A 25430-nucleotide genomic window follows, 5' to 3' on the forward strand; every position below is an offset into this window, starting at 1 on the left:
AGATATGATAAAGAATTTTTTTGAAGTACATCATGAATGTAAAGATTCCCTTGCCCGCACTGGTGTCATTCACCTTCCTCATGGAGATGTTCAGACTCCTGTATTTATGCCGGTAGGAACTAAGGGAACAGTTAAAGCTGTAGACAAGGATTCCCTTGAAGAAATGGGTTTTGAAATCATACTTGCAAATACCTATCATATGTTCCTTCGCCCTGGTGCTGATATTGTTCAGGAAGGAGGGGGACTTCACGGCTTTACAAAATGGAACCGTAACTTTCTTACAGATTCCGGAGGTTTTCAGGTATGGTCCCTTTCTAAATTAAGAAAGATTGATCCAAACGGAATTACCTTTAGAAGTGACATTGACGGAAGCAAGCATTATTTTACTCCGGAAAATATTGTTCAGACTCAGGTAAAGCTTAATTCTGATATTCAGATGCAGCTGGATGTTTGTACCGGTTATGACGTAAAGCGTAAGGAAGCAGAACAGGCCCTTAAGATTACCAGTGACTGGACTAAACGTGCCATTGCTGAATGGAAGAGACATCAGGAAGAAGGTTATCAGGGTACACTCTTTCCTATCGTACAGGGAAACTTTTTTGATGACTTAAGAAAGGAAAGTGCCCAGTTTGTAAGTGAACTTGATACACCTGGACTTGCTATCGGTGGTTTAAGCGTAGGTGAGCCGGCTGATGTTTTTGCAGAAAAGCTTCAGTACACAGTACAGTTTATTACAAGAAGTAAACCCCGTTATGTAATGGGTATTGGTACACCTGAATATATTTTTGAAGCAGTTGCGGACGGAATTGATATGTTTGACTGTGTTCAGCCAACCCGTATTGCCCGTCACGGTATGTACTTTACAAGAAAGGGTATGGTTTCTATTAAACAGAAGCGTTATGAACATGACTTTACCCCTGTAGATCCTGAGTGTAACTGCAAGGTTTGCAGAACTTACAGCCGTGCATATCTCCGTCATATTTTCAGGGAGCAGGAAATCCTTTCTTCCATGCTGGCAAGTTACCATAACCTTTATTTCTTAAATGATATGATTAAGCAGATTCGTAAGGCAATAAATGAAGACCGCTTTGAAGAATTCCGTAAGGAGTTTCTGGACAGGTTCCATTCCGGGGAGGTTTAATTAATGAAAAAGATTTTTTTGCTGACTTCAATTTTTCTTTTTACAGGTATGAGTCTTTTTGCTCAGGATGCAACTGCACCTCAGGCAATTGATAATCTTCTTACAGATCAAAAAGAAGAATCCGGCTCTGAGACAGAAGCTCCTGCTGAAAGTAATAGTGATGGGGCAGGGGCTGTGGATGCTGCAGTAGAAACTGTGGACGCTGCAGAAAGTCTGGGTTCAGAAGTAAGTGCTGATGAAAAGCAGGCTGGAGAAAATAAAACTTCAGAAAAAAAATCAGACCCTATTGTAGAAGCCTATCTTGAAAGTGAAAAGAAAAAAAAGGATGACTCAAAAAAATCCGGACCATATAAATACGACAGGGAAAAGGAATATGCCGATGCCCGCCGTCCAAGAAAACCAGATTCTGCAGAAATCGAAAAGGCTGCTTCCCGGGATGAAAAAAAATCCGGTGAAGACTACCTTGATAAATGCCGGGAAACTTTTGAGTTTGGTCTTGAAGCAGAAATCAGTGATCTTCTTGATGAACTTACAAAAAATGAAGATCTGCGTTTTGTTGACGAAATCTACGATCTTTTTTACGTAACAAAAAATCCGGTTATAAGAAACAAAATCCTTACTTATTTTACAAAGCTTAAGGATCCATGTCTTTGTGACTATGCTACAGAAGTTATAAACGATCCTTATGACGTGCAGAAAGATACTGTTGAACTGGTATTTAAATATGCTGCAGAAGTTGAATGTAAGGAAGCTGTTCCAGGTCTTATTTATTTAATCGATAAAGAAGAAGAGGATTACTTTAACATGGCCTTAACTGCTGTAGGCAGCCTGGGTGGAAGTGAAGAAGCACTTTTTCTTTCTGATTATCTTGACCGTGATGACCTGGCTGTTGCTCAGAAACAGTCCCTTATGCGTGTTCTTGGAAAAATCAAGGCTATTGATACCTGGGACAAGCTTTCAGAAATTGCACAGGACGAAGACGAAAACTCCTATGTGCGTATGTATGCTGCAGAAGCTATTGGTGCCATGGAAAAAGAAGAAAGTGAAGAAATCCTTGTTAAACTTTTTGAAGAAAAGGATCCTGTATTCAGGCAGCATGTTGTAAGGGGAATTTCTCATTTTAAGGATAAGACTGCTGATGAAATTATTCTTCAGGCTTTAAGGGACGGCCAGTACAAGGTAAGGCTTGAAGCCATAGACTGTGTAAAGGAAAGGGATATGAAGGAAGCTGCTCCCTATCTTATTTACCGCTGCAAGGATAAGTCAGAAGAAAAAGTTGTAAAGGAAAAGTGTTATGATGTTCTTGCAAAACTTAACACTGACAAAGGAAATGAATTCCTTATTTCTCAGATAAAGGATAAGAAACTTAATGATACAGCCAGGGCAAAAGTTGCAGCTGCCCTTCTGGAATATGATCATGCAGGAACAGATGAAATAATAGAAGTTGCCAGAAGTACATTAAAAGATGATCTTCGTAAAAACCTCAGGTATGCCCTTGGTAAAGAATTTGCAAAGTACGGCAGAAAAGAGTTTGAAGATATCTGTAAGGCTTACATTGAACATTCAGATGTTTCTACTCAGGGAACAGGTCTTGATATATGGGCTAAGGGCCGCTATTCCTCTTTAAGGCAGATGGTTGCAGATATTGCAAAGGATGCCGAAGAAAGTGAAGAAGAAGAAAGCAAAGATAAAAAGAAGGCTAAACCTAAAAAGAAGAATGCCAATGCTGCAAAGGCAAAGCGAATCCTTGGAATTGTAGATTCAATGACCGGCAGCGAAAAATAAAAAAAAGTCCCTGCTCCCAAAAAGATTTTGAAGTCAGCTTCATTTAATTCTTAAGGCAGCAGGGATTTTTTATTTATAAGTTTGAATGCATTTTAGTCATACAAAGAATTAAGAAGTCTGTATATTACATTTACCTTTTCTTTTTGAGCATTACTTAAATCAAGGGCATTACATTCATCAATAAGACGTTCAAGGGAAGAAATGCTTTCATTAATTGCTGTAGGGAATCCTCTGGAAACCTTGTACCAGAAAGTTCCCCTGTTGTCGGTAAAGAGGGTAATAAATCCAAGTTCCTTAGAAGAACTTTTTGCAATGGCAACCCTCATAATGCAGTTAAGGCTTTCAATAAGTTCTTCAAGATTTTCTTTTGTACTAACGTTAATGTTCATCTTTCTCTTCCACTGATTTTCATCAATAGGAGTAAGATTAAGCACTCTTGCTGCCTTAATGATTATTTCCATCTTTTCGTTATTAAAGAGGGTAAACTTTTTATTCATAAGGACACTGCCTTTCATGCCGCCAATCTGGGCAAGAAGGTTTTCGTTTTTTTCTGCCTTTGCAGCTTCAATAAGATCATTTACAGGAAGTATAAGGCATTTTTTTCCTTTTGATTTTACAATCTTAAATAACTTTCCACCAAAGCTTACTGTGTCATCATTTTTTTCACCGGAATTTTTCTCCAGTCTTTTTGCAAAACGGGAATCGCTTCTGCCAACCTTATGGTTTGTGTCCTTAAAGCTTGTTCCTGAATATTCAAAGGAGCCTGTAAGCTGACGGGAATTTTTACCCCTCATATGCTGCAGGTTAAATTCCAGTTCCGGATTAATTTTTGCAATAAGGGCTTTAGTAAGTGGAGAAACACTCATGGCAAACATACGGCTGGTTTTAACGATTTCTCCAGCTACTATGTAAAGGGGGTTTGTCTTAAACATAGAAGAACCGGGGTGAATGGAAATGTGGTCTGCTGTAAGGGTTCTGTAAGTTTCCCTTCCTTCACGGATACATACAAACTGAATCATTCCACTGGCAATGCAGCAGAGGTAATTATCCATCTGACCGCCGCCTGTTACAGGAATCTTCATTCTGTCACCAACAATTTCTTCAAGCTGACTCTTTACGTTAAAGATTTCTGCCATTACCTTTTCATCAAGGTAATTGTTTTTGCACCAGCGTTCCTTGTTGTTTACAGAGAGATAGGTTTTGTAAATCTTTACATAGCTTACAAAGTCTCCCTGAATATCACGGAAGGCATGGTGGGCTTTGCGGGCATCCATTTCTTCACCTGCAGGGAGAACAAAAGGATTCTGTGTACTTAAGAAAGAAGCTGCTATAAGAACTTCATCAAGAACGTCAGGGTAGAGCATAAGGCTTTCTACGATAATGCGGCTTACCCTTGGTTCAAGAGGGAACTCAACCATAAGTTTACCAATCTTACTTAAAGTTCCGTCACTCTCCAAAGCTCCCAGCATATTAAGGGTGTTAACGGCACCCATAAGGTCTTCATGCTGAGGTGGAGAAATAAAATCAAACTTATCAAATTCAGTAATGCCAAGTTCTGACATTCTTAATACAACTTCACTAAGGTCGGTTCTGTAAATTTCTTCTGTTGTATATTCAGGTCTTTCTTCAAACTCTGCCTTTTTGTAAAGACGGTAACAGGTCCCTTCCTGAGTACGGCCGGCTCTTCCCCGTCTCTGGTTACAGCTGGCTTTACTTACAGGACATTCAATAAGGCTGGAGGTAAAGGTTCTTGGTGAATAAAAGTTAAGCTTGGCAAGTCCTGAATCAATTACAGTTGTAATGCCGTTAATTGTAACGGAAGTTTCTGCAATGTTTGTACTGATAACAACTTTCTTTTTTCCAAAAGGAGCTGAATCAAAAACCTTTTCCTGTTCTTCTTTAGGAAGTCTTCCGTAAAGTGGAACAAGATGAATCTTTGAATGGAAGCTGGCATTTGAAAGACGCTGCATACAGTCTTTAATAACTTTTTCTCCAGGAAGGAATACAAGGATATCTCCGTCTTCCCTGTTATCAAGTACACGGTCAATGGTGCTTTCTATTTTCTGCAAAAGTGCTTCTTCTGCTTCTTCATTAATTGTACTTGCCTTAATAAGAGGTGGATCGTAAACCATGGCAACAGGGAATACCTGTGTGTCAATTGTTACAATTGGACAGTCATTAAAATATTTACTGAAGGCTTCTGCATTCATTGTTGCAGAACTTACTATTACTTTAAAATCTTTTCTTACGGCAAGAACACGTTTAAGAAGACCAAGTACAAAATCAATGTTAAGGCTGCGTTCATGAGCTTCGTCTACCATGATTACGGAATACTTACTCATCCATGGATCAAGCTTCATTTCCTGAAGAAGAATACCGTCAGTCATGATTTTTATTTTTGTAGTAGCATCAGTCTTATCTTCAAAGCGCATTTTGTAGCCTACAAGTCCAGGGTAAGAAGTCTTAAGCTGCTTTGAAATAAATTCACTTACACTTAAAGCTGCAATACGTCTTGGCTGTGTTACAGCTATGATTCCGTTCTGGGAGTAGCCTGCTTCGTGAAGAATTACCGGAAGCTGGGTCGTCTTACCGGAACCGGTAGGACTTTGTACAACAATTACCTGATTAGTTTTTAATGTTTCCAGTATCCTGTCTTTCTGTTCATATACTGGAAGTTTTTTGTAGTTTATTCCCATATTAGTTTTCCTTTTATTTTTTCCATAAGTTGCATTCTTTTTTCAAGATAGGCGGCCCAGCTTTTCTTTCCGGAGTCCCTGAGACTTTTGATAAAATCTTCATCAAGTTTTTTTATTACAAAGTGCCACTGGTTTGTGATGTAGCTTGTAATAAGAACAGGATCTATTTTAATAATATTTACTTTACCGGAAGAGTCTTTTGTAAAAAGCACCTGGGTGATAAAACCTTCTCCTGTGTAATCCCTGATAGTGTCAGGCTTGTCATAAGTAGGAGATGTTCTCTGGGCACTGATGGTATTTCCCTGAGAGTAAAAAATTATTTTATCTCCCTGACCGTCTTTATATTTATAAAGTTCCCATTCTTTTGGTACATGAGGATGGTTTGCATTAATTACATCAACTCCTGCATCAAGAAGTGAGTGATAGAATTTTTTTTGAGAGTCTTTTGTAGTAAGAATATATTCTTCTTCTGCTGTATGAAAACTTAAAACAAAAAGATCACAGGGATTATCTTCCCTTAGTTTTTTTACCTGTTCAATAAATGTCTGGCGGCTTTTTGAATTTGGTTTTATATAATTTATATAGGAAGAATAGTCATTGCGATTTAAAAGTTCTGTTACTGCAAGATAAAGAACAGTCCAGTTTTTGATTTTAATTACTTCATAGGTAAAGGGAGAAGTAGAAGAATCCTTTACTCCTGATGAATAAACAGGACGGAGGTCCTTTTCTGTTTCTTTTCTTTTATTATCAAAGTATTTTTTTGTTTCTTTTATTCCTTCCAGTCCCTGATCATTAGTGTGATTATTGCATAAAGAAAAAATATTAAAGCCTGCTTTTATTGCCGCTTCTGCATATTGATGATGAACATTAAAATTAGGATAAGAAGAGTAGGGAGCCGAATCCATAACAGGAGTTTCTATATTTACAAAAGCACCATCACTTTTATGAAGTAAATCTGTCACGTCCTCATAAACTTCGTCAAAATTTTTTATATTCCAGTTTGGTTTATGAGCCATTATGTCACCGGCAAAGGACAGAAGAATTGAATTGTCCTTGTCATAAAAAGTGTCTGAAGTCTTTATGGCATCTTCTTGAATTTTACCTGAGGATTTACAGGTAATCAGACAAGTGCAGGAGACAATAATATAAAGTGTTTTTTTGAGCAGTGACTTAGAAGCAGAGTTCATAACCGATGGAGAATTTTCCCAAGTATTTTTCTTCTGTAACTAAAGCTGTTGCACTGATATAGGCACCACCAGAGTTTGGTGTATAAAGTTCAAGGCTTGCACCGCTTCCTAAACCAATGTCACCGCATATGGTTCCACATTCACCCCAGAGACTGAACCTGAGACAGCTTGCCAGGTTAAAGCTTGCTCCTGCAATACCTGTAAAGTCATAGAAGGTTTCAAGATCTTCAGTTGAAGAAGAGGATGAGGAAGAACTATAGTATGAAGAACCTGAATAGTATTCACCAGTATCCTTCATTGCTTTTTTGTCGCCGCCAAAACCAAAGTCAAGGTTAGCACCTAAAAAGAAGTTTTCAGTTAAACCGATTGTAAATGAATAACCGATTGTAAAGTAAATCTCTTCCTGGTTCATGTAAAGGCTTAAGTTTCCTGGAATTGCAAAACCGCTGCTGTAAAAAGTACTTACAGTATCCCTTGCATCCTGACTTGAAGGAGTGGAGTTAGATGCAGATTTATTTTTGCTGGATGCAGATTCCTTCTTTTTGCGTTCAGCATTTTTAGAAGCTTTTTTCTCTTTTTCAAATTTTGCCTTAGCCTCTTTTTTTATGTCTGCTTCCTGTTCTGACTTTGTACGCCAGTCAACCTTGCAGGCCGGAGTATAGTTGTAATTAACTACTTCGAGGAAATTTACTGTCTTTATTTTTTTTGAATTACTTACATTTTTTAACACCAGATTTGTAATCTTAATCCGGTAGGCAGAAGGTCTTGTGTAGTTTTCTGCAGAAATTTTATAGGTAATGATAGCTTCGATATAAGGAACATTTAATCTGAAGAAAGAGTCATAGCTGTCTACGATATCAAAGTATTCCTGAATAAGTTTATTTTTCTTTTCTATATTTTTATCACCGGCTTTAGGAGCTTCAGGAATCTCTTTTCCTGTAACTTCCTTGTAAGTAAGAAGGGCTTTGTCTGTGTAAACGGTTTTTCCGCTAAAGGCAAAGGCCATTGTATAGTACCATCCTCCTGCATTTCCGTCATAATTATCTACACGGAAGTAAAGACTGCTGTCTGTAAGGGAGCTGGATGTAAATTCCTTAGATTCCATCTTTTCAATATCAGCAGAGATTTTTTTACGAAGCTGATTCTGAACATCCATAATGCTTTTGTTAAGCTCTGTAGCATTTTCTACAGCCTTTTCTTCATATTCACCCTGAAGTTTAGCTATGTCTGAATTAAGGGCTGCCTGAGAAAGTTCAGATCTGTTTCCATTGGAATCTTTTTCTGCTGCCTGAAGGGGTCTGTTTTTTCTTTCTTCTATTTTTTTATCGTATTCTTCCTTAAGGGAATTATTATAGGAGGCAATAGCTTCGTTTACGGATTTTTCATTGGCGTAAAGGGTCTGTTTTTCTGCTTCTATAAGTTCAATGTATTCACCTGCAGTAAGGCCCTCAATTTTTTTGTTACGGATTTCCATAGCTTTTTCTTCTATTTCGTTGGAAAGCTTAAGGATTTCCTGCTGCTGTTTTGTGTCACGGTCCATGCGGGCAAGCTCTTCTTCCTGTTCACGCTTTGCATCTTCCTGAAGACGCTGGAGCTTTTCTTTTTCTGCAGCCTGCTGACGTTCAAGAACTGCTTTCTGAGTTTCTATCCTTGTTTTTTCTGCTTCAAGTTCAAGGTCAGTAAGTTTTCCGGCAGAAAGTTTGCTTTCTTCTTTTGTAATGCGTTCAAGTTCTGCTGTAATTGCAGAAAGGTTTTCTTCCATTTCTTTTTCTGATGCAGAATTTGTTTCTGTAAGGGAGCCAATCTGAATAAGTCGTTTACCTGCAGTGGTAAGGTTTACTCCCAGGTCAGAAAGAAGTTTAACACAGGCTTCCCCATGAACTTTTGTAAGGTAGTCTGTCTGAGAATAGAAGGAAGATGTAAAGCCTCCTTCTGATTTTCTTGTTTCTATATTGAAGATTGTTGCAGAGAGACTGTAGGTTTCTTTATTGCGGGTAGTGCTGAGGGTAATGTAGTATTTTGCCTGCAGGGATTTTCCCAGTTCAACAGGGTTTTCTGAAGAATATTCAGAACTTTCGTACTGTCTCTGGATTTTTCTGATGGTTTCTGTCTGTTCAGCATCAATAACCTGAATGTTAGAGTAGCTGTTTAAGTCATTTATAATATCGGACTTTATTTTAATAGGAATCCACTGGTCACTTTTATCAGATTTACCATTTAAAAGTGTTGAATCGTATATAAGGACTTTTTTATCTGAACCTCCGTTGCCTGTAAAATAACCATTCTGGGCAAATACAGCTGTGGTGGCAGCTGAGAGGAAGATGAATGTTGCCGAAATAATCTTTTTTAAGTTCATAAATATATTTTATCATTTTAAGCTTGTGTTTACAACGTTTAAGCAAAGCAATGTTTATTTTTGCTTATTCCTTGCAAATTGGACTTTTATGCCTCATAATTTAAGGTAAGGTAAATATTTAAAATTGGGGGCATTCTGTTGTATAATTATGGATTTGTAATTCCTGATTTTGTAATTCTTCTCGTGTTTCTGGTTTTCTATTTTACAAAAAGAAGAATTCCTGTCCGCCTAAATAAATCCTTCCTTAATATACTTGTTGTAGAAATAATTGTCCTTGTTCTTGACGTTCTTGCATCCCGTAAAATTGAATGTCCCCGGGATACAGAAGATTTAATTATTACAACTATTAATGTTTTCTTCTTTGCTGCTTTTGTATTGCGTACAGCCTTTTTTTATTTTTTTACCTACAACGCAGTAGACAAACATATAAAAAAGAATAACTGGCTTTATTATTCAACCCTTGTAATTTTTATTCTTTCTGAAACAGCAGTTCTTATTAATTATTTTTATCCACTTATATTTTCTTTTGAAGACGGCATTTACCAAAAGGGAAAGTTTTATAATCTTCTATATATAAGCTGTTTTTATTTTATAATTGTTTCCCTTTGTCAGGTTTTTATAAACAGAAAAAAGAATACTTTAAGGACATCAATTTCCCTTACAGCCTATAATCTTGTTCTTTTTAGCGGTTATATCTGCAGAATAGCCTTTAAGAATTTTCTTGTAATGGATTTCTTCTGTCTTATAGCCATAGTTATTATTTACCTGTCATTCCAGAATCCGGATTTATTTATGGAAGAAAAAACAGGGACTTTTAATACCAGTGCCTTTATCAGGCTTATGGATGAAATTAAGAAAACGCACAATTCTTACATAAAGGCTCTTGTTATCAGACATTATCATGAACTCAGGGAAGTTTACGGAAATATCCAGATGGACAGGGGTATTGCAATGATTGGTGAATATCTTTTAAAGAACTTTCCAAAGTTTCTGATTTTTTATTTAAGGAACGGAGTTTTTACCATTGTAAATGCTAATTCAGAATGTCTTGACGGCAATGTTTGTGAACAGATAAGTGAACGTTTCCTTCATACCTGGTGTGCCGGTAAGGATTCAGATCTCCTTCTTGAGCCCGGCTTTATTCATGTAAGCAGAAATCTTAAAAATGTCAGCGCTGATGAAATCCTGAATGCCATAATGTCTTCCATAAATGTTCTGGAAAAAAATGATCTTACTGATACGATTATTACAAATGAAATTATTGAAGATATGGAACAGGTCAGGGAGGTAAAACTTTCTGTAGAAAGGGCTGTTGAACAGAATACAGTTGAACTTTTCCTTCAGCCTCTTGTTGATGTTAACAAACACAATATTATTGGTGCAGAAGCTCTTGCCCGTATCCGTGATTCAGAGGGAAATATTATTCCTCCTGTAAAATTTATTCCTGTTGCAGAAAAAAACGGCCGTATAAATATTCTTGGTGAACAGATTTTTGAAAAGGCCTGCCGCTTTATTAAAGAAAATGATGTGGCTGCTATGGGAATCTCCTGGATTAACGTAAACCTTTCTCCAATTCAGTTTTTACGCAGGGATTTAAACGAAAGATTTTCTGCCATACTTCAAAAATATCAGGTTCCAGCAAACATGATTCATCTTGAAATTACGGAAGAGTCCATGATTGATTATGTTCTCTTGCGTCGTCAGATTCTTACCATGCAGCAGTCAGGTTTTCAGTTTGTTCTTGATGACTATGGCTCTGGTTATTCAAATGTCACCAGACTTAAGCACTGTCCTTTTATAAACGTAAAGCTGGATATGGAAGTTGTATGGGACTATTTTAAAGAGCAGGATAAAATTCTTCCTACTCTGGTAGAGACTTTTAAACAGATGAATTTTACAGTAACAGCAGAAGGTATAGAAAGCAACGAAATTGCATTTGCCATGAAAAATATCGGCTGTGATTATCTTCAGGGATATTATTTTGACAAACCTTTACCAGTAGATGTTTTTTTAAGGAAGTATTCAAATAAAGATAAATAAATGAAATAATGATTATCTAAAAACATTTAACATGTGTGTTTTTTATTTAAAGGAGACAATCTTATGAAAAAAATAATTATATCTTTTGCCCTTGCCCTTTTTTTTATACCTGCTGCTTTTGCCGGCAAGTGGACTAATAATATAGGGGCTGCTTTTGATTTTCAGTTATCACTTTCCAATTACAGTGATGATGATGTTTCTGATATAACCCAGACAGGTTATGGTTTTCATACTACATACATTGGCCTTGCAGAAAATGGCTTTACGGCAAAGTTTGACTTAAATGCCGGTCTGGTTCTTTCTGATGATGTAGATATTCAGGACAGTGATATTAATGCAGGCGTTTACACATCCTACAGTTTTGGTGCCGGTTACTCTTTTATAAATAAAGAAAATTTTATTCTTGGAATTGCCGCTGTTCTTTGTGCAGATTTTTATGACTATAGTTATTCAGAAACAGAAACTATAAGCGGTATTGAACATCAGTATGAAAATACTTTATCTACAAGTATCTTTAGTGCAGGCCTTGATATTTACAGCAGACTTTCTTTTACAGAACACTTTGGAATGTATGCAAACTTAAGCGGCAGATATTTTGTTGCAGGATATACAAGCCTTACTCAGTCTGATGAATATGAAAGCGGCAGCAGTACCAGTATTCAGTCTTATAAAAGTGACGAAACTCTTTTTGGAAACTTTTTAATAGAACCATCTTTAGGTTTTATGTGGACTTTCTGATTTTAAATCAGCATTCTTCTATTTCGTAATCTTCCCAGAAAGCTTCATCTATGTCTTCTTCATGAACCAGATTTTTAACCTGAAGGGTTTTGACTGAATCTTTTTTTCCGCTTACAAGGGGATGTTCAGGAGGAAGGTCTTTTCCTTCATAAATCAAACGGTAGGCGCAGGTAGAAGGAAGCCATTTAAATTCAGGAAGATTATCTTTTGTCAGTCTGATACATTCTTCATTAAGTTCAAATCTGTGACAGTAGTTGCTGCACTGTCCGTTTTTAAGGTTAAGAAGATTACAGGCAATTCTTGTGAAGTGGAGTTTTTCTTTTTTGCCGTAACCTGTTATGTATTTTCTAAGACAGCATTTTCCGCAGCCGTCACATAAAGCTTCCCATTCTTCTTCATTCATCTGAGTCAGGGATTTTACTTTGTAAAAATCACTTTCAATCATTATTTAAAAATTATAGCCTGATAAAGAAGTAAGTGTCCATAAAGTTTTTTTAAGCATAATTTAAGAATGGAAAATCTGCCTTTTTATTTTAAGATATTAGTAATTAAATAAAAAATGAATACCTTTTTATGCCACTATTAGCTTGAATTAACAATGCTCTTTTAAGTAGAATGCCATCATGAATGTTCATATTATAGAAATGCCGCTGGATTATGGCGGCCGTCGTCATGGAAGTGACATGGGACCTTCCGCAATTCGCCTTGCAGGCATAAGAAAAAAGCTTGAAGGTATCGGACACACTGTTATTACTGATTCAAAGAATATCGAAATAATTCCTCAGGAAAACGTAGACATAGGGGCAAATCCTAAGGCTAAGTATCTTGAACCAATCGTAAAAGCCTGTACTGAACTTGCAGATGTTGTTAAAAGCTCTGCAGAAAAAGAAGAGTTTCCCCTTGTACTTGGTGGAGACCATTCCATTGTACTTGGTACAGTAGCCGGGCTTCATTCAGCTTATGCAAAAAAAGGTAAGCGACTTGGTGTTCTTTATGTAGATGCCCATGGTGATTTTAATACAGATCAGACTTCACCTACTGGAAACATTCATGGTGAATGTATGTCTGCCTGTGCAGGTTATGGTCTTGATGCCCTTGTTAATCTTTACGAGGAGGGACGTAAAGTTGATCCTGCAAACATCTGTTATGTTGGTGTAAGGGATCTTGATGAAGGTGAAAAAAAACTGATGAAGGAAGCCGGAGTTACGGTTTTTACTATCAGTGACATTGACCGTTATGGGTTTGATGAAGTTGTAAAGAAGGTTAAGCTCTTCTTTAAAACAAGATGTGATGTAGTTCACATAAGCTTTGACATGGACTCTCTTGATCCTTCAATTGCACCGGGTACAGGTGTTCCGGTTCCAGGAGGAATGAATTACCGTGAAGCCCTTCTTCTTATGGAAGAAATGCATATGACCGGTCTTGTAAAATCCATGGAAGTTGTAGAAGTTAATCCTATTCTTGACGTGCGTAACGAAACTGCTGTTATGGCAGTAAATATCGCAGCCCGCCTCCTTGGTGAAAAACTTTTCTAAAACTTTTAAATAAGGGACTTTTTTTTGAAGCCCCTTGTCCCTAAGATTTTTTTTCTGCTTATTTCAAATTTTCTCATTTAATTCATAGGGAGTTTTATTATGACAATCCGAAAAAAACTTGTATTATCCAACGCAGCTATTGTCCTATTTTCAGTTCTGGTAATCGTTCTTCCAATGGTTATGTCCCAGATTAAGCTTCTTGATTCCAATATTCATACTCTTGCAAAAGCAGAGATGACAGGAGCAAGTGAATCAGTCTCTGCATTTTTATCCAGGCCGGAAATGATAGTTAAAAGTGTGGAGCCTTATATCATTAATTCAGAATTAAGTTATACATCTACACCTTCTGTTCTTGCCCGCCTTATAAAAGATGAACCTTCAATTTTCTGTATGTATTTTGCAGATACAACTCCTATGTGGGAGGGAGGAAAATTTTATTCCAGTGATGAATGGGTGCCGGATAATTCCTATGACAAAAATGAAAAGGACTGGTATACAAAAGCCCTGGCCTCTTATAACTGTGTTTTGACACCTCCATATACAGACGCTTCTACAGGAAAACTTGTAGCTTCCATAACCTATGCCATAAGGAATGAAAATAAAATTCTTGGTGTTGCAGGTATAGACATTATGCTTGATGACCTGGAGTATATCGTAAAGGACATTCAGCTGACAAAAAAAGGAAAGTCCTATCTTCTTAATTCAGAAGGGTATTATCTTACAGGAAAAAATTCTTCCGATATTCTTAAAGCAAATTTCTTTAGTGAATATCCTGAATTAAAAAATTATAAAAACAAAATTACAGAAAATACCTTAACAATAACAGATGATGGTAGTGGTGAATATTTTTCTGCCAGGGTTATTGATTCCAAAACAGGATGGATCCTTGTAACAAAGGGACCTTCATCAGAAATTACAGAGTCCATTTATACCAGCGTAACAAAGGCTGTTTTACTGGGTATTTTTGCCCTTGCTGCTGCCTGTCTTTCTGCCTTCCTTTTTTCTACCACAATAGTAAAACCTGTAAAGAAAGTAGATGCTTCCGTTAACGAAATTGCAAATGGAAACGCTGATCTTACTTACAGACTTAAGGTTGCTTCTAAAGATGAAGTAGGAAGTCTTGTTGGAGGCTTTAATAAATTTATTTCCAAACTTCATGAAATTGTAGGACAGATTAAAAATTCCAATTCAGTTCTTAACGGAGTAGAAGGTCAGCTTCAGGCTAATGTTCAGGAAGCAGGTGGAGCCGTAACTCAGATTATTTCAAATATAGAAAGCATAGGCCGTCAGGTAAACAGTCAGGCTGATGCAGTAACTCAGACTTCATCTGCAGTTGCAGAGATTGCAGAGAATATTAATTCCCTGGAACTTATGGTAGAAAAACAGGCTGCAGGAGTAACCCAGGCATCTGCTGCAGTTGAAGAAATGATAGGAAATATTTCATCCGTAAATTCTTCCGTAGAAAAAATGGCAGATTCTTTTGCAGGACTTCAGACAGCTTCTGATATTGGTATACAGAGTCAGATGGCAGTTGTAAGGGATATAGAAGAAGTTGCAAATCAGTCAAAGACTCTTCTTGAAGCAAACCTTGCTATTGCCAGTGTTGCAAGTCAGACAAACCTTCTTGCCATGAATGCAGCAATCGAAGCTGCCCATGCCGGAGAAGCAGGAAGGGGATTCTCTGTAGTTGCAGACGAAATCCGCAAGCTGTCAGAAACATCAACAGCCCAGTCTAAAAAAATCGGTCAGGAGCTTAACAGAATTCAGGAAACAATTGCCAATGTAGTTGCATCTTCTTCTGAAAGCAGAAAGAATTTTAATGACGTAAGCGAAATGATAAAAATAACTGACGGCCTTGTACGCCAGATCAGGGAAGCTATGGATGAACAGCAGACAGGTTCAGTTCAGATTGTTGATTCCCTAAAAGTAATGAACGACAATACCCTGGAAGTAAAAACTGCTTCTAAAGAAATGGCAGAGGGTAACCGTCTTATCCTTGATGAAATTCATAATCTTCAGGAAACAACTTTTGTAATTAAAGACAGCATGAACGAAATTACAGAAGGCGCCAGGGATATGAGCACAACCAGTGCAGCCCTTTCTGATATTTCTGCAAAGGTCAGGGATTCAATTAAACAGATTGGTCTGGAAATCAATCAGTTTACTACATGATAAGACCGATAGTTATTAAGTAAAAAATAAAAAGCCCTTCCTTAGAAAAAAAATTTTAAGGAAGGGCTTTCTTTTATTTTCTGAACAAAATCTTTTTATTAAAAGAGGGCAGAGTGAAGAACCTGTACTGTCTTTTCTACCTGGGCTGTATCTACAATAACACTGATGTTAACCTTAGATGCACCCTGAGAAATCATCTGTACGTTAATTCCTTCCTTTTCAAGATCAGAGAAGGCTTTTGCAAGAATTGAACTTGAGCGGGAAGCGTCACAGATAATTGTAACGATTGCTTTTTCTTTTTTAACAGTAATGTCAGCAACATTCTTTACGTCTTCAATAAGACCTGTAAGGTCAGCTTTGCCGTTTACTGTAAGTGAAATGGATACTTCAGAAGTTGCAATTACATCAACAGAAATATTCCATTTAAGGAACTGATTAAATACATGGGCAAGGAATCCTGCAGCTCCCAGCATACGTGAAGACTGAATATCTATAAGTGAAACATTTTTAACACTGGTAATTGCAGTAACAAGAGGTCGTTCTCCCGAATGTTTTTCTACGATAATCGAACCAGGGGATTCAATGTTATAGGAGTTTTTTACGCGGACAGGAGTACCTGTCTTGCGGCATGGAATCATTGAACGTGGATGAAGTACCTGAGCTCCAAACATTGCAAGTTCCTGGGCTTCTTCATAAGTTACTTCCGGAACAGGATGAGCTTCCTTTACAACACGAGGGTCTGTAGTAAGGATACCATCTACGTCTTTCCATGTCTGGATTTCTTCGGCATGCATTGCAGCACCAATCATTGTTGCAGAAAGATCTGAGCCGCCTCTTCCAAGAGTTGTAATAATTCCGTTTTTATCTTTAGCAATGAAACCTGTTACAATAGGAATCTTTTTGTCAGTGCCATTTTTGTAGCCGTCAAGATGCTGAGGAATATTTGTCCATACATCATCAAGAAGTTCAGCAGACATATAGTTGGAATCAGAAACCATACCAATGTCCCAGGCGTCATAGAAGACAGCGTCTGTTCCCTGCTTGCTGAGGTAGGCTGCCATCATGCGTACTGACATTCTTTCTCCAAAAGAAACAAGGTAGTCTCTGGTACGCTTTGTAAGCTCATGAAGCATGCTTATTCCTGTAAGAAGGAATTTAAGTTCTTCAAGGAGTTCTTTAATTGCCGGAACTTCTACACCAAGATCTTTTGCAGTAGCCAGGTGAAGGTCTTCTACTTTTTTAATGTCAACAGTACCCTTTACAGCCATATCTGCTGCTTCAAGGAGGTGATCTGTTGTATCTCCCATTGCTGACAAAACAACTACAGGACGCTTTTCTTTATAAGCCTGAATTATACTTGCTACGTGGCGGATGCGTTCAGCGCTGGCAACACTTGAACCGCCGAATTTCATTACTATCATACTTCAGCAAGTATATTCAAATTCAGTTTCTCATTCAACAGGAAGGTAGTCTACGGTCAGTTCCGGAATGTTTATATTTGCTGCCTTTATCCTGATACTTTCGTTAAGCTCAACTTCTTTAGAAGGCATAATGTAGCTTTCACTTCCCAGTTCCGGAATACTAAAGAGAGGAACCTTCTGGCTTTTGTCTACACAGATGGCTTCTCCAGTCCATTCAGGATTCTGAAGAAGGTAAACCAGAGTCCAGTGGGTATTGCTTTTACGCTCTGCCTTTTTTGCAGCCTGCATTGCAGCATCTCCTTCACTTACCCTCATAAGCATTGTGTCTTTATCTATAAGGGGGCGGCCGTCAAGAAAAGCCCTCAGCTGTTCATGGGCAATAAGGTCTGAATAGCGGCGCAGGGGACTTGTAACCTGAGTGTACATGTTAAGGCCAAGGCTGCAGTGCATTGCCGGAGTTACTCCAACACTTCTTCTTTTCATGCAGCGGCGGAGGCGGTATTGTCCAGCCAGTCCTTCCGGTATTTCTGCAGGAATATCAGGAGCTTCCTGACTTACATAAGGGAAGGGAATGTTGTTTTTAAAGGCAAATTTTGCAGCACCTTCTCCTGCTAAAAGCATCATTTCCCTGATCATTTCTCCGCTTTCAAAATGATTTACATTTCTTATGGAAACAATTTTGCTTTCAGGATCTACGCTAAGGTGAACTTCAGGCATGTTTATCTGTACGGAACCAGCTTTCTTACGGCGTTCCACATTTTTTCTTGCAATGTCAAAAAGAGGCTTAAGTTCTGCAGAGTCTTTTTCATCATCAGCCTGCTTATAGGTAAGACGCTTTACGTCAACTATGGTTTTCATAACGGTACATTCTTCTATTGAACCGTCGTCTGCAAGCTTTATCCTGAATGAAAGGGCACGGCTTATTTCGTTTAGACCTAATGCGTAATCTTCAAGGCTTCCTTCTGCCAGCATACGGGCGGCTCCTTCCGGAATGTAAAGGGTAGAACCTCTGGCACGGGCACTTTTATCTATACTGCTTTCAGGCATTACGGAAGATGCAGGGTCTGCTATGTGAACCCATAAATACTGACCGTCAAAAGCTACAGCATCATCAGGGTCAGCTGACCATTCATCATCAATAGCGTAGGAAATGCCTTCCACTTTTACTCTTTCTTCTTCCGGAGGCCTGCTTAAACATTCAGAAGCAGAATGCATGGACAGACCCCAGCGTAAAGGGTGAGGGTTGCGGGTGATTTTCCACAGTCCTGTATCCAGAAGAAGCTTGTGGGCCTTTTCCGGACTTTCCTTTAAGTGGGCATCATGCATTGTTCTTGATTTATCAGTTTTACCCAGGGCAAGGGCTTCTACGTCTCCCATAAATTTTGAATCTTCAGGAAGAAGTTCATGTTTTTTAAGGCGGTCAATAAAGGCTGCCCTTAATTCAGCTTCCTTACCTTTTTCGTCAGCCTTTTTTACAAGGGAATCTATTTCTTCTTTAGAGCGGGGAGTAAAGGTAATTTTGCCATCCATCTGGTCCTTTAAGTTCTGCATAAAGAAAACAGTATTTTTAAGGGCAGCAAAGAGTCCCCAGGCCTGGTCTGCCTTAAGGTCTCCGTAAAAAAGAGAAACCAGGTCTTCAAAAGAGTGGCTCTGATTTTTTGTAGAATCATCTGAGGATAAAAGTTCCCAGCACTCTTTTATAAGGCCGGTAATTTTATTGTCACTGTTAAGATCGTAGATTTTATCTTCTGAAGGGGCATTTTGTTCTGCAAAATCCAGGGCTGCTTCCAGGGAAGAGGCAGGTCCTTCGTGTAAAAGAAGAATGTCTTTAGGTCTTACGCTTTGTTCACCGTAAACAGCTTTTTTTGTCTGAGTGGCCGGAACAGAAAGGAATTTTACCGTAAATTTTCCGTTTGCAGCTTCCTCGGTAACAAGAGCTGCAGAATTTTTATATAAAACAAGTGAATTCTTTTTAATCATTCCATAAGTTTAACTTACTTTTTAAATAAAAAAAAGCACCGCCTTAAAAATAAGACGGCGCCTTATACTGAAAAAATCAGTTATTCATTACATGTTGTCGTTAGCAGAAGCGTCAGCGATAAAGCCGTCGTCCTTCTTGTAACCAACTTCACCTGTAAGTGCGTTTACGAGCCAAGGTGCATCGATTCTTTCGCAGATGTTAAGTTCAGCATCAAGATCTTCTGGGTTCTTGATAAAGAATTTACATCTGTTCATAGCTGGCTGGAAGTTTACAGTTTCGCCAAGCTTGAAAGATTCTTTTGCAGAAGCCTGAACGCGTGCAATGATGTTCTGTCCCTTTGTAGCAAGGAAGAGGTGTGTTTCTGCACCAAGTGGTTCCTTGTTAGAAACTTTCATCTGCATGTTGTTTTCTGCAAATGGTGAATCACCGTAAGCAAGATCTTCAGGACGTACGCCGAAGTAAACTTCTTTACCAACGTATTCCTTAAGTGCAACCTGCTGTTCTGCAGTTGGAACAAGTTCGAATGTACCTTCGTCAGCGATGATACCGTCTCCCTTCTTCTTGATTGTTACAGTAAGGAAGTTCATTGGAGGCGAACCGATGAATCCTGCAACGAATTTGTTGATTGGGTGGTTGTAAAGGAAGAGTGGTTCACCAATCTGCTGAACGTGTCCGTCCTTCATAACAACGATTTTTGTACCCATTGTCATAGCTTCAATCTGGTCGTGTGTAACGTAGATCATTGTAGCCTGGAGCCTCTGGTGAAGAGCTGCAATTTCACCACGCATTGTAACGCGGAGTTTTGCATCAAGGTTAGAAAGAGGTTCATCAAAAAGGAATACTTTTGGATTACGAACGATAGCGCGTCCTACTGCAACACGCTGGCGCTGTCCACCAGAAAGTGCCTTTGGCTTACGATCAAGGTACTGTGTAAGACCAAGTGAAGTAGCTGCTTCGTCAACGCGGCGGCGGATTTCTGCCTTATCCATCTTGCGGATTTTAAGACCGAATGCCATGTTGTCATAAACAGTCATATGTGGGTAAAGAGCATAGTTCTGGAATACCATGGCGATGTTTCTGTCCTTTGGTGGAACATCATTCATGAGTTCTCCGTCGATGAGAAGTTCACCTTCAGAGATTTCTTCCAGACCTGCAATCATGCGGAGAGTAGTTGACTTACCGCATCCTGAAGGACCTACGAATACGCAGAAGTCCTTGTCTTCAATTGTGATATTGGCATTCTGTACGGCATGAACTCCGCCGTCATAGATTTTACCAATACCCTTCAGTTCTACTTTTGCCAATTTTGGCCTCCCGAGGGGTTATATTATTCCTTTATTATATGTTGCCTTTTTTTATAAGTCAAATGGTATTTAAGGCTAAAAAGGGGATATTTTCTGCATTTATATAGAAATAACTAAAAATTACTTGATAAAAAAATAACGGAAAATTATAATTTGTCATCACAATTTAAGGAGATTTAAATTATATGAAAGTTAAATCATTAATGAAAGCCGGTACTTTATTTTTACTGGCTCTTTTTATGGCAGTTTTTACTGCCTGTACAGGTGAAGATAAGTCTGAACCTGAGGGTTCTGATGAGAAGCAGTCCATGTATTAGAATCTTAAATTTATATTGAATAACAATAAAATTTTTTTATATAATGAAATTCTTGCGGTAAGAATAATTACTGCATTCTGGAGGTTTCAAATGAAAAAATTCAGGACAGATATGTTTATATTTCTTGTCTGTGCTGTGCTTTCGGTATTGTTTACGTCCTGCTGGCATAATTCAGAGGGATCTAACGAACCGGAATGGGTTAAAGAAAGCGACTGGCTTTTTGTTTATTATTATGATGCAGATAATAACTTGAATGATGAACTTTACACAAACATGAAGCAGGCAGAATATGCTTTGACACGTTTCAGAAATGAAGACGGAAGTGTAAGAACTGGAATGCCTTCTGTAAACATGGTTGTATTATGGGATGGACAAAGCGAAGACGGCCTTGTTGAAAACGGTAACGTATACGCTCATCCTTCATCAGCTCTCTTTGATCTTGGAGCTGATTTTGATCTTGAATATAAAACCTGTACTTCAAATAAGTACGGAGTGGGATATGTCTGCTATAAAAATTCAGGTGATTCAGAACGACCTTTAGGTGATTCTTTTAAAATGAGCAGCAGTACAGTTGATTATAAAAAAGAAGTTTCATGGTTAAAGAATGAACCTGACATGGGAAGTGGAAAAACTCTTACTGAATATATGAAATGGATTTCCCGTCATTATGCCGCAAATCATATAGTACTCTGTTTAAGTGATCATGGTGCGGGAACGGGTAAAGAAATGTATGCAGACGTAACTTCTTCTTCAAGAACTCTCTGTTATGATGATACAAATGGAGGCGAACGCTGCATTACAACTCGTAACATTAAAGAAGCTCTTTCAGCTGCAGGATACACTGGTGAAAATAAAATCTCACTTCTCTGGATGGATGTATGCCTTCAGTCTACTGCAGAAATTGCCTATGACTTGAGAGGTCAGGCTGATTACATGGTTGCTTCTCCAAATGTAAGCATGAGTCATGAGTATGCTCATTTATTCAGCAGCTTTACCAGTGATACTACAGTTCTTGATTTTGGAAAAACACTTGTAAGTGCCTATCATCATGATTATTATTCCATCTCTATGCCTGCAGAGGAGGATGCCTATTCAAGCGGCTGTTCCCTGTTTACAATGTCTCTTCTTGATCTTGATGAATCAAAGCATGAAGCTTTAAAGTCTTCTATAGATTTGTTTGCTGATGCTCTTCTGGAGATTGAAGATGACGGTGTATCATCTCAGAAGTTTTACAGTTTCTATTCTGACTATGTAGGTCAGGATAAGGACGATTATGAAGCTACTAAAGACAGAGGCATCGTTTACGGCGGAACTTACGTTTATCTTTCTGATATAGGGGAGCTGGCAAAAAGAGCTGCTTCTTACTTTTCTGATAATGCCGCACTCTGCTCAGCTGCACAGAAAGTCCTGAATGAACTTGATGCCTCTAATAACGGCGTAATAGTTTATTCTTATGCCGGAAAAAAGGGTCTTGAAGTTTGTGATATGAACATGGAGGCTGTAGATAATGCTCTGGTTTTAAGTGATTTGCAGCCTTCTGATTTAGGCTGGTCTGAAGTTACTGATGGTCAGCTTTACATGACAGATGGAAAAGATTATCTCACTGGAGATACTGTTTCAACTGAGCTTTCAGAAAATTATTACGGACTAACCATAGAGACTCAGAATGTCACAACTAAAGATGATATCAGATACTATATAATTTTATATATTGTTACCTTTAAGTATCCTGAGTTAGAATTGGGAGATGAGCTTTCTGAAACTCAGATGAAGGAAATTGAAGATCTTTCAGCAGAACTTGCAGCTTTAAGTGATGATGATCTTTTAAATAGATTCTCAGCTGAAGCAATAGCTGCCGGCGCAAAACCGCTGGAAGTATATTACTATGTTGAAAATTTTAAGAAACTGCTTAAAGAAGCTGATTATGTTTCCAGCTATTCAGATTACACAGGTTATTCTGAAAAATGGGGTAAGGTAATCAGTCTCTGGCAGGCTGGAACTCAGGATTAATTTTTTTTGGAGGCAGACTTTATGTTCAGAAAATTTCTTTTTCTTTCAGCAGCTGTTCTGGTTTTAGCATCCGCTGTCTCCTGTTCATCTTCAAGGCAGGACAACGCAAGTTCAGAAACTGTTTCTGAGTTACCGGGACTTCCTGTTTCTGCACGGGGTATCCTTCAGTTAAATGAAGAAGGTGAAGCTGTCGTAGTTTCAGGAGGAAAAACTAAAAACCGGGGAACTGTGGTGCTTGTTCCATGTGAAGGATATGAAGAGGTTTATGCAGGTCTTTCTTCTTTCAGCGGAAAGTCTGTAGAAGTTACAGGCAGGCTTCTTGAAATGAACAGTCCCTGGTCATCAAAGATGGAACTTATTTCCATAAAGGAATAGTTTTTGAGGTTTCCCTTAGTATTCCAAGAATAGAAAAAATAATATATATTCTAGCTGTTGCTTTTTGAATTGAACTTCAGGGGGCAGCAGTTTTTTTTTGAGAGGTATATATGAAGATTGCACTTGTAGGATACGGAAAAATGGGTCACATGCTTGAATCAACAGCCCTTTCTTTTGGTAATGAAGTTGTTACTACAATAGATGTTGTTGCTCCTGATGCAAAGGTAAAGGCTGCTGCCGGAGATTATGAAGCTGTAGCAAAGGCCGTTAAGGAAAGCGGTGCAGAAGGTATTATTGAGTTTACCCATCCTTCTGCCGTTATGGGAAACATAAAGGCCCTTCTTCCCCTTAAGCTTCCTCTTGTTGTAGGAACTACAGGCTGGAATGACAAACATGAAGAAGTTGCTGCCCTTGCTGCTGAATGCGGGGGAACAATTATGACAAGTGCAAACTTTTCTATTGGTGTAAATCTTTTCTATAAAATAGTAGAAGAAGCTTCAAAACTCATTAATGCTTTTGATGAATATGATGCTGCAGTATGGGAAATGCATCACAACCAGAAGGCTGACTCTCCAAGCGGAACAGCCCTTGATGTTGCCAAGCATGTTCTTGCAGGATTTACAAAGAAAAACGAAATCGTAACAGATGCCTTCCATTCAAAGCCACAGGCAAACCAGCTTCATGTATCTTCTACAAGATGCGGTTCTGTTCCTGGAACCCACACTGTTTATTTTGATTCTCCTGCAGACACAATTGAACTTACCCATACAGCAAGAAGCCGCCAGGGATTTGCCAGCGGTGCAGTTCATGCCCTTGAAAACCTCAAAAAGTTCCTTGATGCAGGAAAACTTGATGCAGGAAAACTTTACGGCATGAAGGATGTTTTTCCTGAGTTCTAGTTCCTGCTGATTTTACAGCTCCTTCTTTATTATGAAGGCGGCTGCACTTAAAGGAGGCATCGTAAACTTAAAGCTTTTGTCTTTAATGCTTACGGTGCTTTTTTTTGCCTTAAAGTCATAAGGGTGCTCAAAAGTATTTTCTGCATCAAGAGGAAATCCTGAGTACATTATTACCTGAGCCTCTGCTGCCTTACATAAAAGTGAAGAAAAATCAAAGTTAAAGTCTTCTTCCTTTTCAAGAACATTTACAACCTTAAGATAGTAATTGTCCTGGTCTTCTGTCATGCTCTGGTAAAGAAGTTCCGGGGCAAATACTTTTGATTCAGTATCGTGAAAGAGGGCTCCGTCAATATAAGCCTTTATTTTTCTTCCCCTGCATTCCAGGGTAAGTTCATAGCAGGCATTACGCTGAACAATCATTCTGTGCTGGTCAAGACAGGAACTTTTTGAATTAATCTCTTCGCATATTGCCGAATCCTGATTCTGCCAGCCTCCTACTTCCCAGAGATAGCGCTTGTTTTTTTCTTCACCAAAGTAAATCCTGAACCCCTGTTTGCAGGAAAGTTCTTTTGCCTTAAGGGTAAGCCTCCAGTTTTTAGCCTTTGTTTTTGTAAGGTTTACCCGGCGGTTCTTTGCAGAAAGGCAGGCGTCCTTAAAGTGCCTTGTCTTTTTTACACTGCCATCCTGGTCCAGTTCCTGGAATATAATATCAGAATAGAGAACGGATGCTGTATTAAATGAAAGGAATATTCTTCCCGGAATTGAATCAGGATTTTTATCCATAAGCAGGGTTTTTCCCTGGTCAGAGAATTCTGTCTCTACGAGATTCTGACCCCTTGTATGCATAAAAAGTTTTTGTATTTCATAGTTGGCTGATGTAAGGGAGTCAGTGGAATTAAACCAGATAAGGTCAGGCTTCCAGTTTACATAGTCTGTATGACAGAAAAGTGGAGCATAGCAGGCAAGTCTTACTCCGGGAGATTTTTCCAGGTATGTCATAAAGGCTGCTTCGTAAAGGGCATTTTTCCAGGTGTTTCCCCAGCTGGCATATTCACCAAGAAAGACTTGTGGCAAAGATGACTTATGGTTCATGTAACGGCGGCTGTTTTCTATAAACCATTCCGGGGCCATGTAGTAGTGTTCGTCTACAAGTTCTGCCTTGTATTCACTGGCTTTTGTCCAGCCCAGGTCATATTCACTTCCGCTGGCAAAAGGTCCGCTTGAACCAATTATTTTAATTTCAGGATATTTTTCCTTTACAGCTTTTTGAATAAGCCTGAATCTTGGAGGAAAGTCTTCTCCTACTTCTTCGTTTCCGATTCCCAGGTATTCAATATTAAAAGGTTTTTCATGTCCCAGCTGACTTCTTATTTTTCCCCATTTTGTATCAGGAGAACCCTTTGCAAATTCAATAAGGTCCAGGGCGTCCTGAATAAATTCATCCATCTTATCCATAGGACAGGACCTGAAGTG

At 38.5% G+C, this 25430-nt stretch carries 18 protein-coding genes; 10 read left to right on the forward strand and 8 right to left on the reverse strand.

Going from position 1 to position 25430, the window contains the following annotated elements:
• Window positions 1–4 precede the first annotated feature (4 nt).
• Both tgt and K6D58_RS01740 read left to right on the forward strand, forming a co-directional pair.
• Window positions 5–1141 (forward strand): tRNA guanosine(34) transglycosylase Tgt, encoded by a 1137-nt coding sequence (gene tgt, locus K6D58_RS01735; protein WP_296826929.1) that lies wholly within the window; start codon window positions 5–7, stop codon window positions 1139–1141.
• Between the two features lie 3 nt (window positions 1142–1144).
• The gene (locus tag K6D58_RS01740; protein ID WP_296826931.1) at window positions 1145–2926 is read left to right on the forward strand and encodes a HEAT repeat domain-containing protein; all 1782 of its coding nucleotides are present in this window, start codon (window positions 1145–1147) and stop codon (window positions 2924–2926) included.
• 92 nt (window positions 2927–3018) lie between these two features.
• Here the strand turns inward: K6D58_RS01740 and K6D58_RS01745 are convergent, their stop codons facing one another.
• The 3 genes from K6D58_RS01745 to K6D58_RS01755 are packed head-to-tail and all read right to left on the reverse strand — an operon-like array spanning window position 3019 to window position 9165.
• The gene (locus tag K6D58_RS01745) at window positions 3019–5622 is read right to left on the reverse strand and encodes a helicase-related protein (RefSeq protein ID WP_296826933.1); all 2604 of its coding nucleotides are present in this window, start codon (window positions 5620–5622) and stop codon (window positions 3019–3021) included.
• Window positions 5613–6809 (reverse strand): CapA family protein, encoded by a 1197-nt coding sequence (locus K6D58_RS01750; RefSeq protein ID WP_296826935.1) that lies wholly within the window; start codon window positions 6807–6809, stop codon window positions 5613–5615. Before K6D58_RS01750 ends, K6D58_RS01745 begins: the two co-directional genes overlap by 10 nt.
• Window positions 6793–9165 carry a coiled-coil domain-containing protein gene (locus K6D58_RS01755; protein WP_296826937.1) on the reverse strand — a complete coding sequence of 791 codons (2373 nt, stop codon included), beginning with the start codon at window positions 9163–9165 and terminating at the stop codon, window positions 6793–6795. The genes K6D58_RS01750 and K6D58_RS01755 overlap by 17 nt, the downstream gene beginning before the upstream one ends.
• Before the next feature lie 138 nt (window positions 9166–9303).
• Between K6D58_RS01755 and K6D58_RS01760 the strand changes: the two genes are divergently transcribed.
• Entirely contained in the window at window positions 9304–11205 is a 1902-nt protein-coding gene (locus tag K6D58_RS01760) for an EAL domain-containing protein (protein WP_296826939.1), read from the forward strand.
• A gap of 63 nt (window positions 11206–11268) precedes the next feature.
• A complete protein-coding gene (locus K6D58_RS01765; RefSeq protein ID WP_296826940.1) occupies window positions 11269–11943 on the forward strand; it encodes a hypothetical protein in 675 nt (224 codons plus the stop codon).
• 7 nt (window positions 11944–11950) lie between these two features.
• Here the strand turns inward: K6D58_RS01765 and K6D58_RS01770 are convergent, their stop codons facing one another.
• A complete protein-coding gene (locus tag K6D58_RS01770; protein WP_296826942.1) occupies window positions 11951–12388 on the reverse strand; it encodes a YcgN family cysteine cluster protein in 438 nt (145 codons plus the stop codon).
• A gap of 178 nt (window positions 12389–12566) precedes the next feature.
• Here K6D58_RS01770 and rocF point away from each other — a divergent pair, with 178 nt between their 5' ends.
• Window positions 12567–13478: an arginase gene (gene rocF, locus K6D58_RS01775; protein WP_296826944.1), complete on the forward strand. Its 912-nt coding sequence runs from the start codon at window positions 12567–12569 to the stop codon at window positions 13476–13478.
• Window positions 13479–13577: 99 nt separating this feature from the next.
• A complete protein-coding gene (locus K6D58_RS01780; RefSeq protein WP_296826946.1) occupies window positions 13578–15650 on the forward strand; it encodes a methyl-accepting chemotaxis protein in 2073 nt (690 codons plus the stop codon).
• Between the two features lie 98 nt (window positions 15651–15748).
• On the opposite strand, the gene K6D58_RS01785 is transcribed toward K6D58_RS01780, so the two are convergent.
• The 3 genes from K6D58_RS01785 to K6D58_RS01795 form a co-directional block, all read right to left on the reverse strand.
• Window positions 15749–17071 (reverse strand): aspartate kinase, encoded by a 1323-nt coding sequence (locus K6D58_RS01785; RefSeq protein WP_296826948.1) that lies wholly within the window; start codon window positions 17069–17071, stop codon window positions 15749–15751.
• Window positions 17072–17101: 30 nt separating this feature from the next.
• The gene (locus K6D58_RS01790) at window positions 17102–19051 is read right to left on the reverse strand and encodes a ribonuclease catalytic domain-containing protein (protein ID WP_296826950.1); all 1950 of its coding nucleotides are present in this window, start codon (window positions 19049–19051) and stop codon (window positions 17102–17104) included.
• A gap of 87 nt (window positions 19052–19138) precedes the next feature.
• On the reverse strand, window positions 19139–20356 hold the full coding sequence (locus K6D58_RS01795) for an ABC transporter ATP-binding protein (protein WP_296826952.1): 1218 nt from the start codon (window positions 20354–20356) through the stop codon (window positions 19139–19141).
• 185 nt (window positions 20357–20541) lie between these two features.
• Between K6D58_RS01795 and K6D58_RS01800 the strand changes: the two genes are divergently transcribed.
• The 4 genes from K6D58_RS01800 to dapB all read left to right on the forward strand — a co-directional run bounded on the left by K6D58_RS01800 (window position 20542) and on the right by dapB (window position 23957).
• Complete coding sequence (locus tag K6D58_RS01800; RefSeq protein ID WP_296826954.1) at window positions 20542–20673, forward strand: hypothetical protein; 132 nt, start codon at window positions 20542–20544, stop codon at window positions 20671–20673.
• Window positions 20674–20763: 90 nt separating this feature from the next.
• A complete protein-coding gene (locus K6D58_RS01805; protein WP_296826956.1) occupies window positions 20764–22683 on the forward strand; it encodes a clostripain-related cysteine peptidase in 1920 nt (639 codons plus the stop codon).
• Between the two features lie 21 nt (window positions 22684–22704).
• Window positions 22705–23058: a hypothetical protein gene (locus K6D58_RS01810; RefSeq protein ID WP_296826958.1), complete on the forward strand. Its 354-nt coding sequence runs from the start codon at window positions 22705–22707 to the stop codon at window positions 23056–23058.
• 110 nt (window positions 23059–23168) lie between these two features.
• Complete coding sequence (gene dapB, locus K6D58_RS01815; RefSeq protein ID WP_296826960.1) at window positions 23169–23957, forward strand: 4-hydroxy-tetrahydrodipicolinate reductase; 789 nt, start codon at window positions 23169–23171, stop codon at window positions 23955–23957.
• A gap of 12 nt (window positions 23958–23969) precedes the next feature.
• Here dapB and K6D58_RS01820 read toward each other — a convergent pair.
• Window positions 23970–25430: alpha-L-arabinofuranosidase C-terminal domain-containing protein (locus K6D58_RS01820; protein ID WP_296826961.1), on the reverse strand; the 1461-nt coding region annotated here is incomplete at its 5' end.

It is taken from the genome of Treponema sp. (assembly GCF_024696245.1).
Taxonomy (GTDB): Bacteria; Spirochaetota; Spirochaetia; order Treponematales; family Treponemataceae; genus Treponema_D.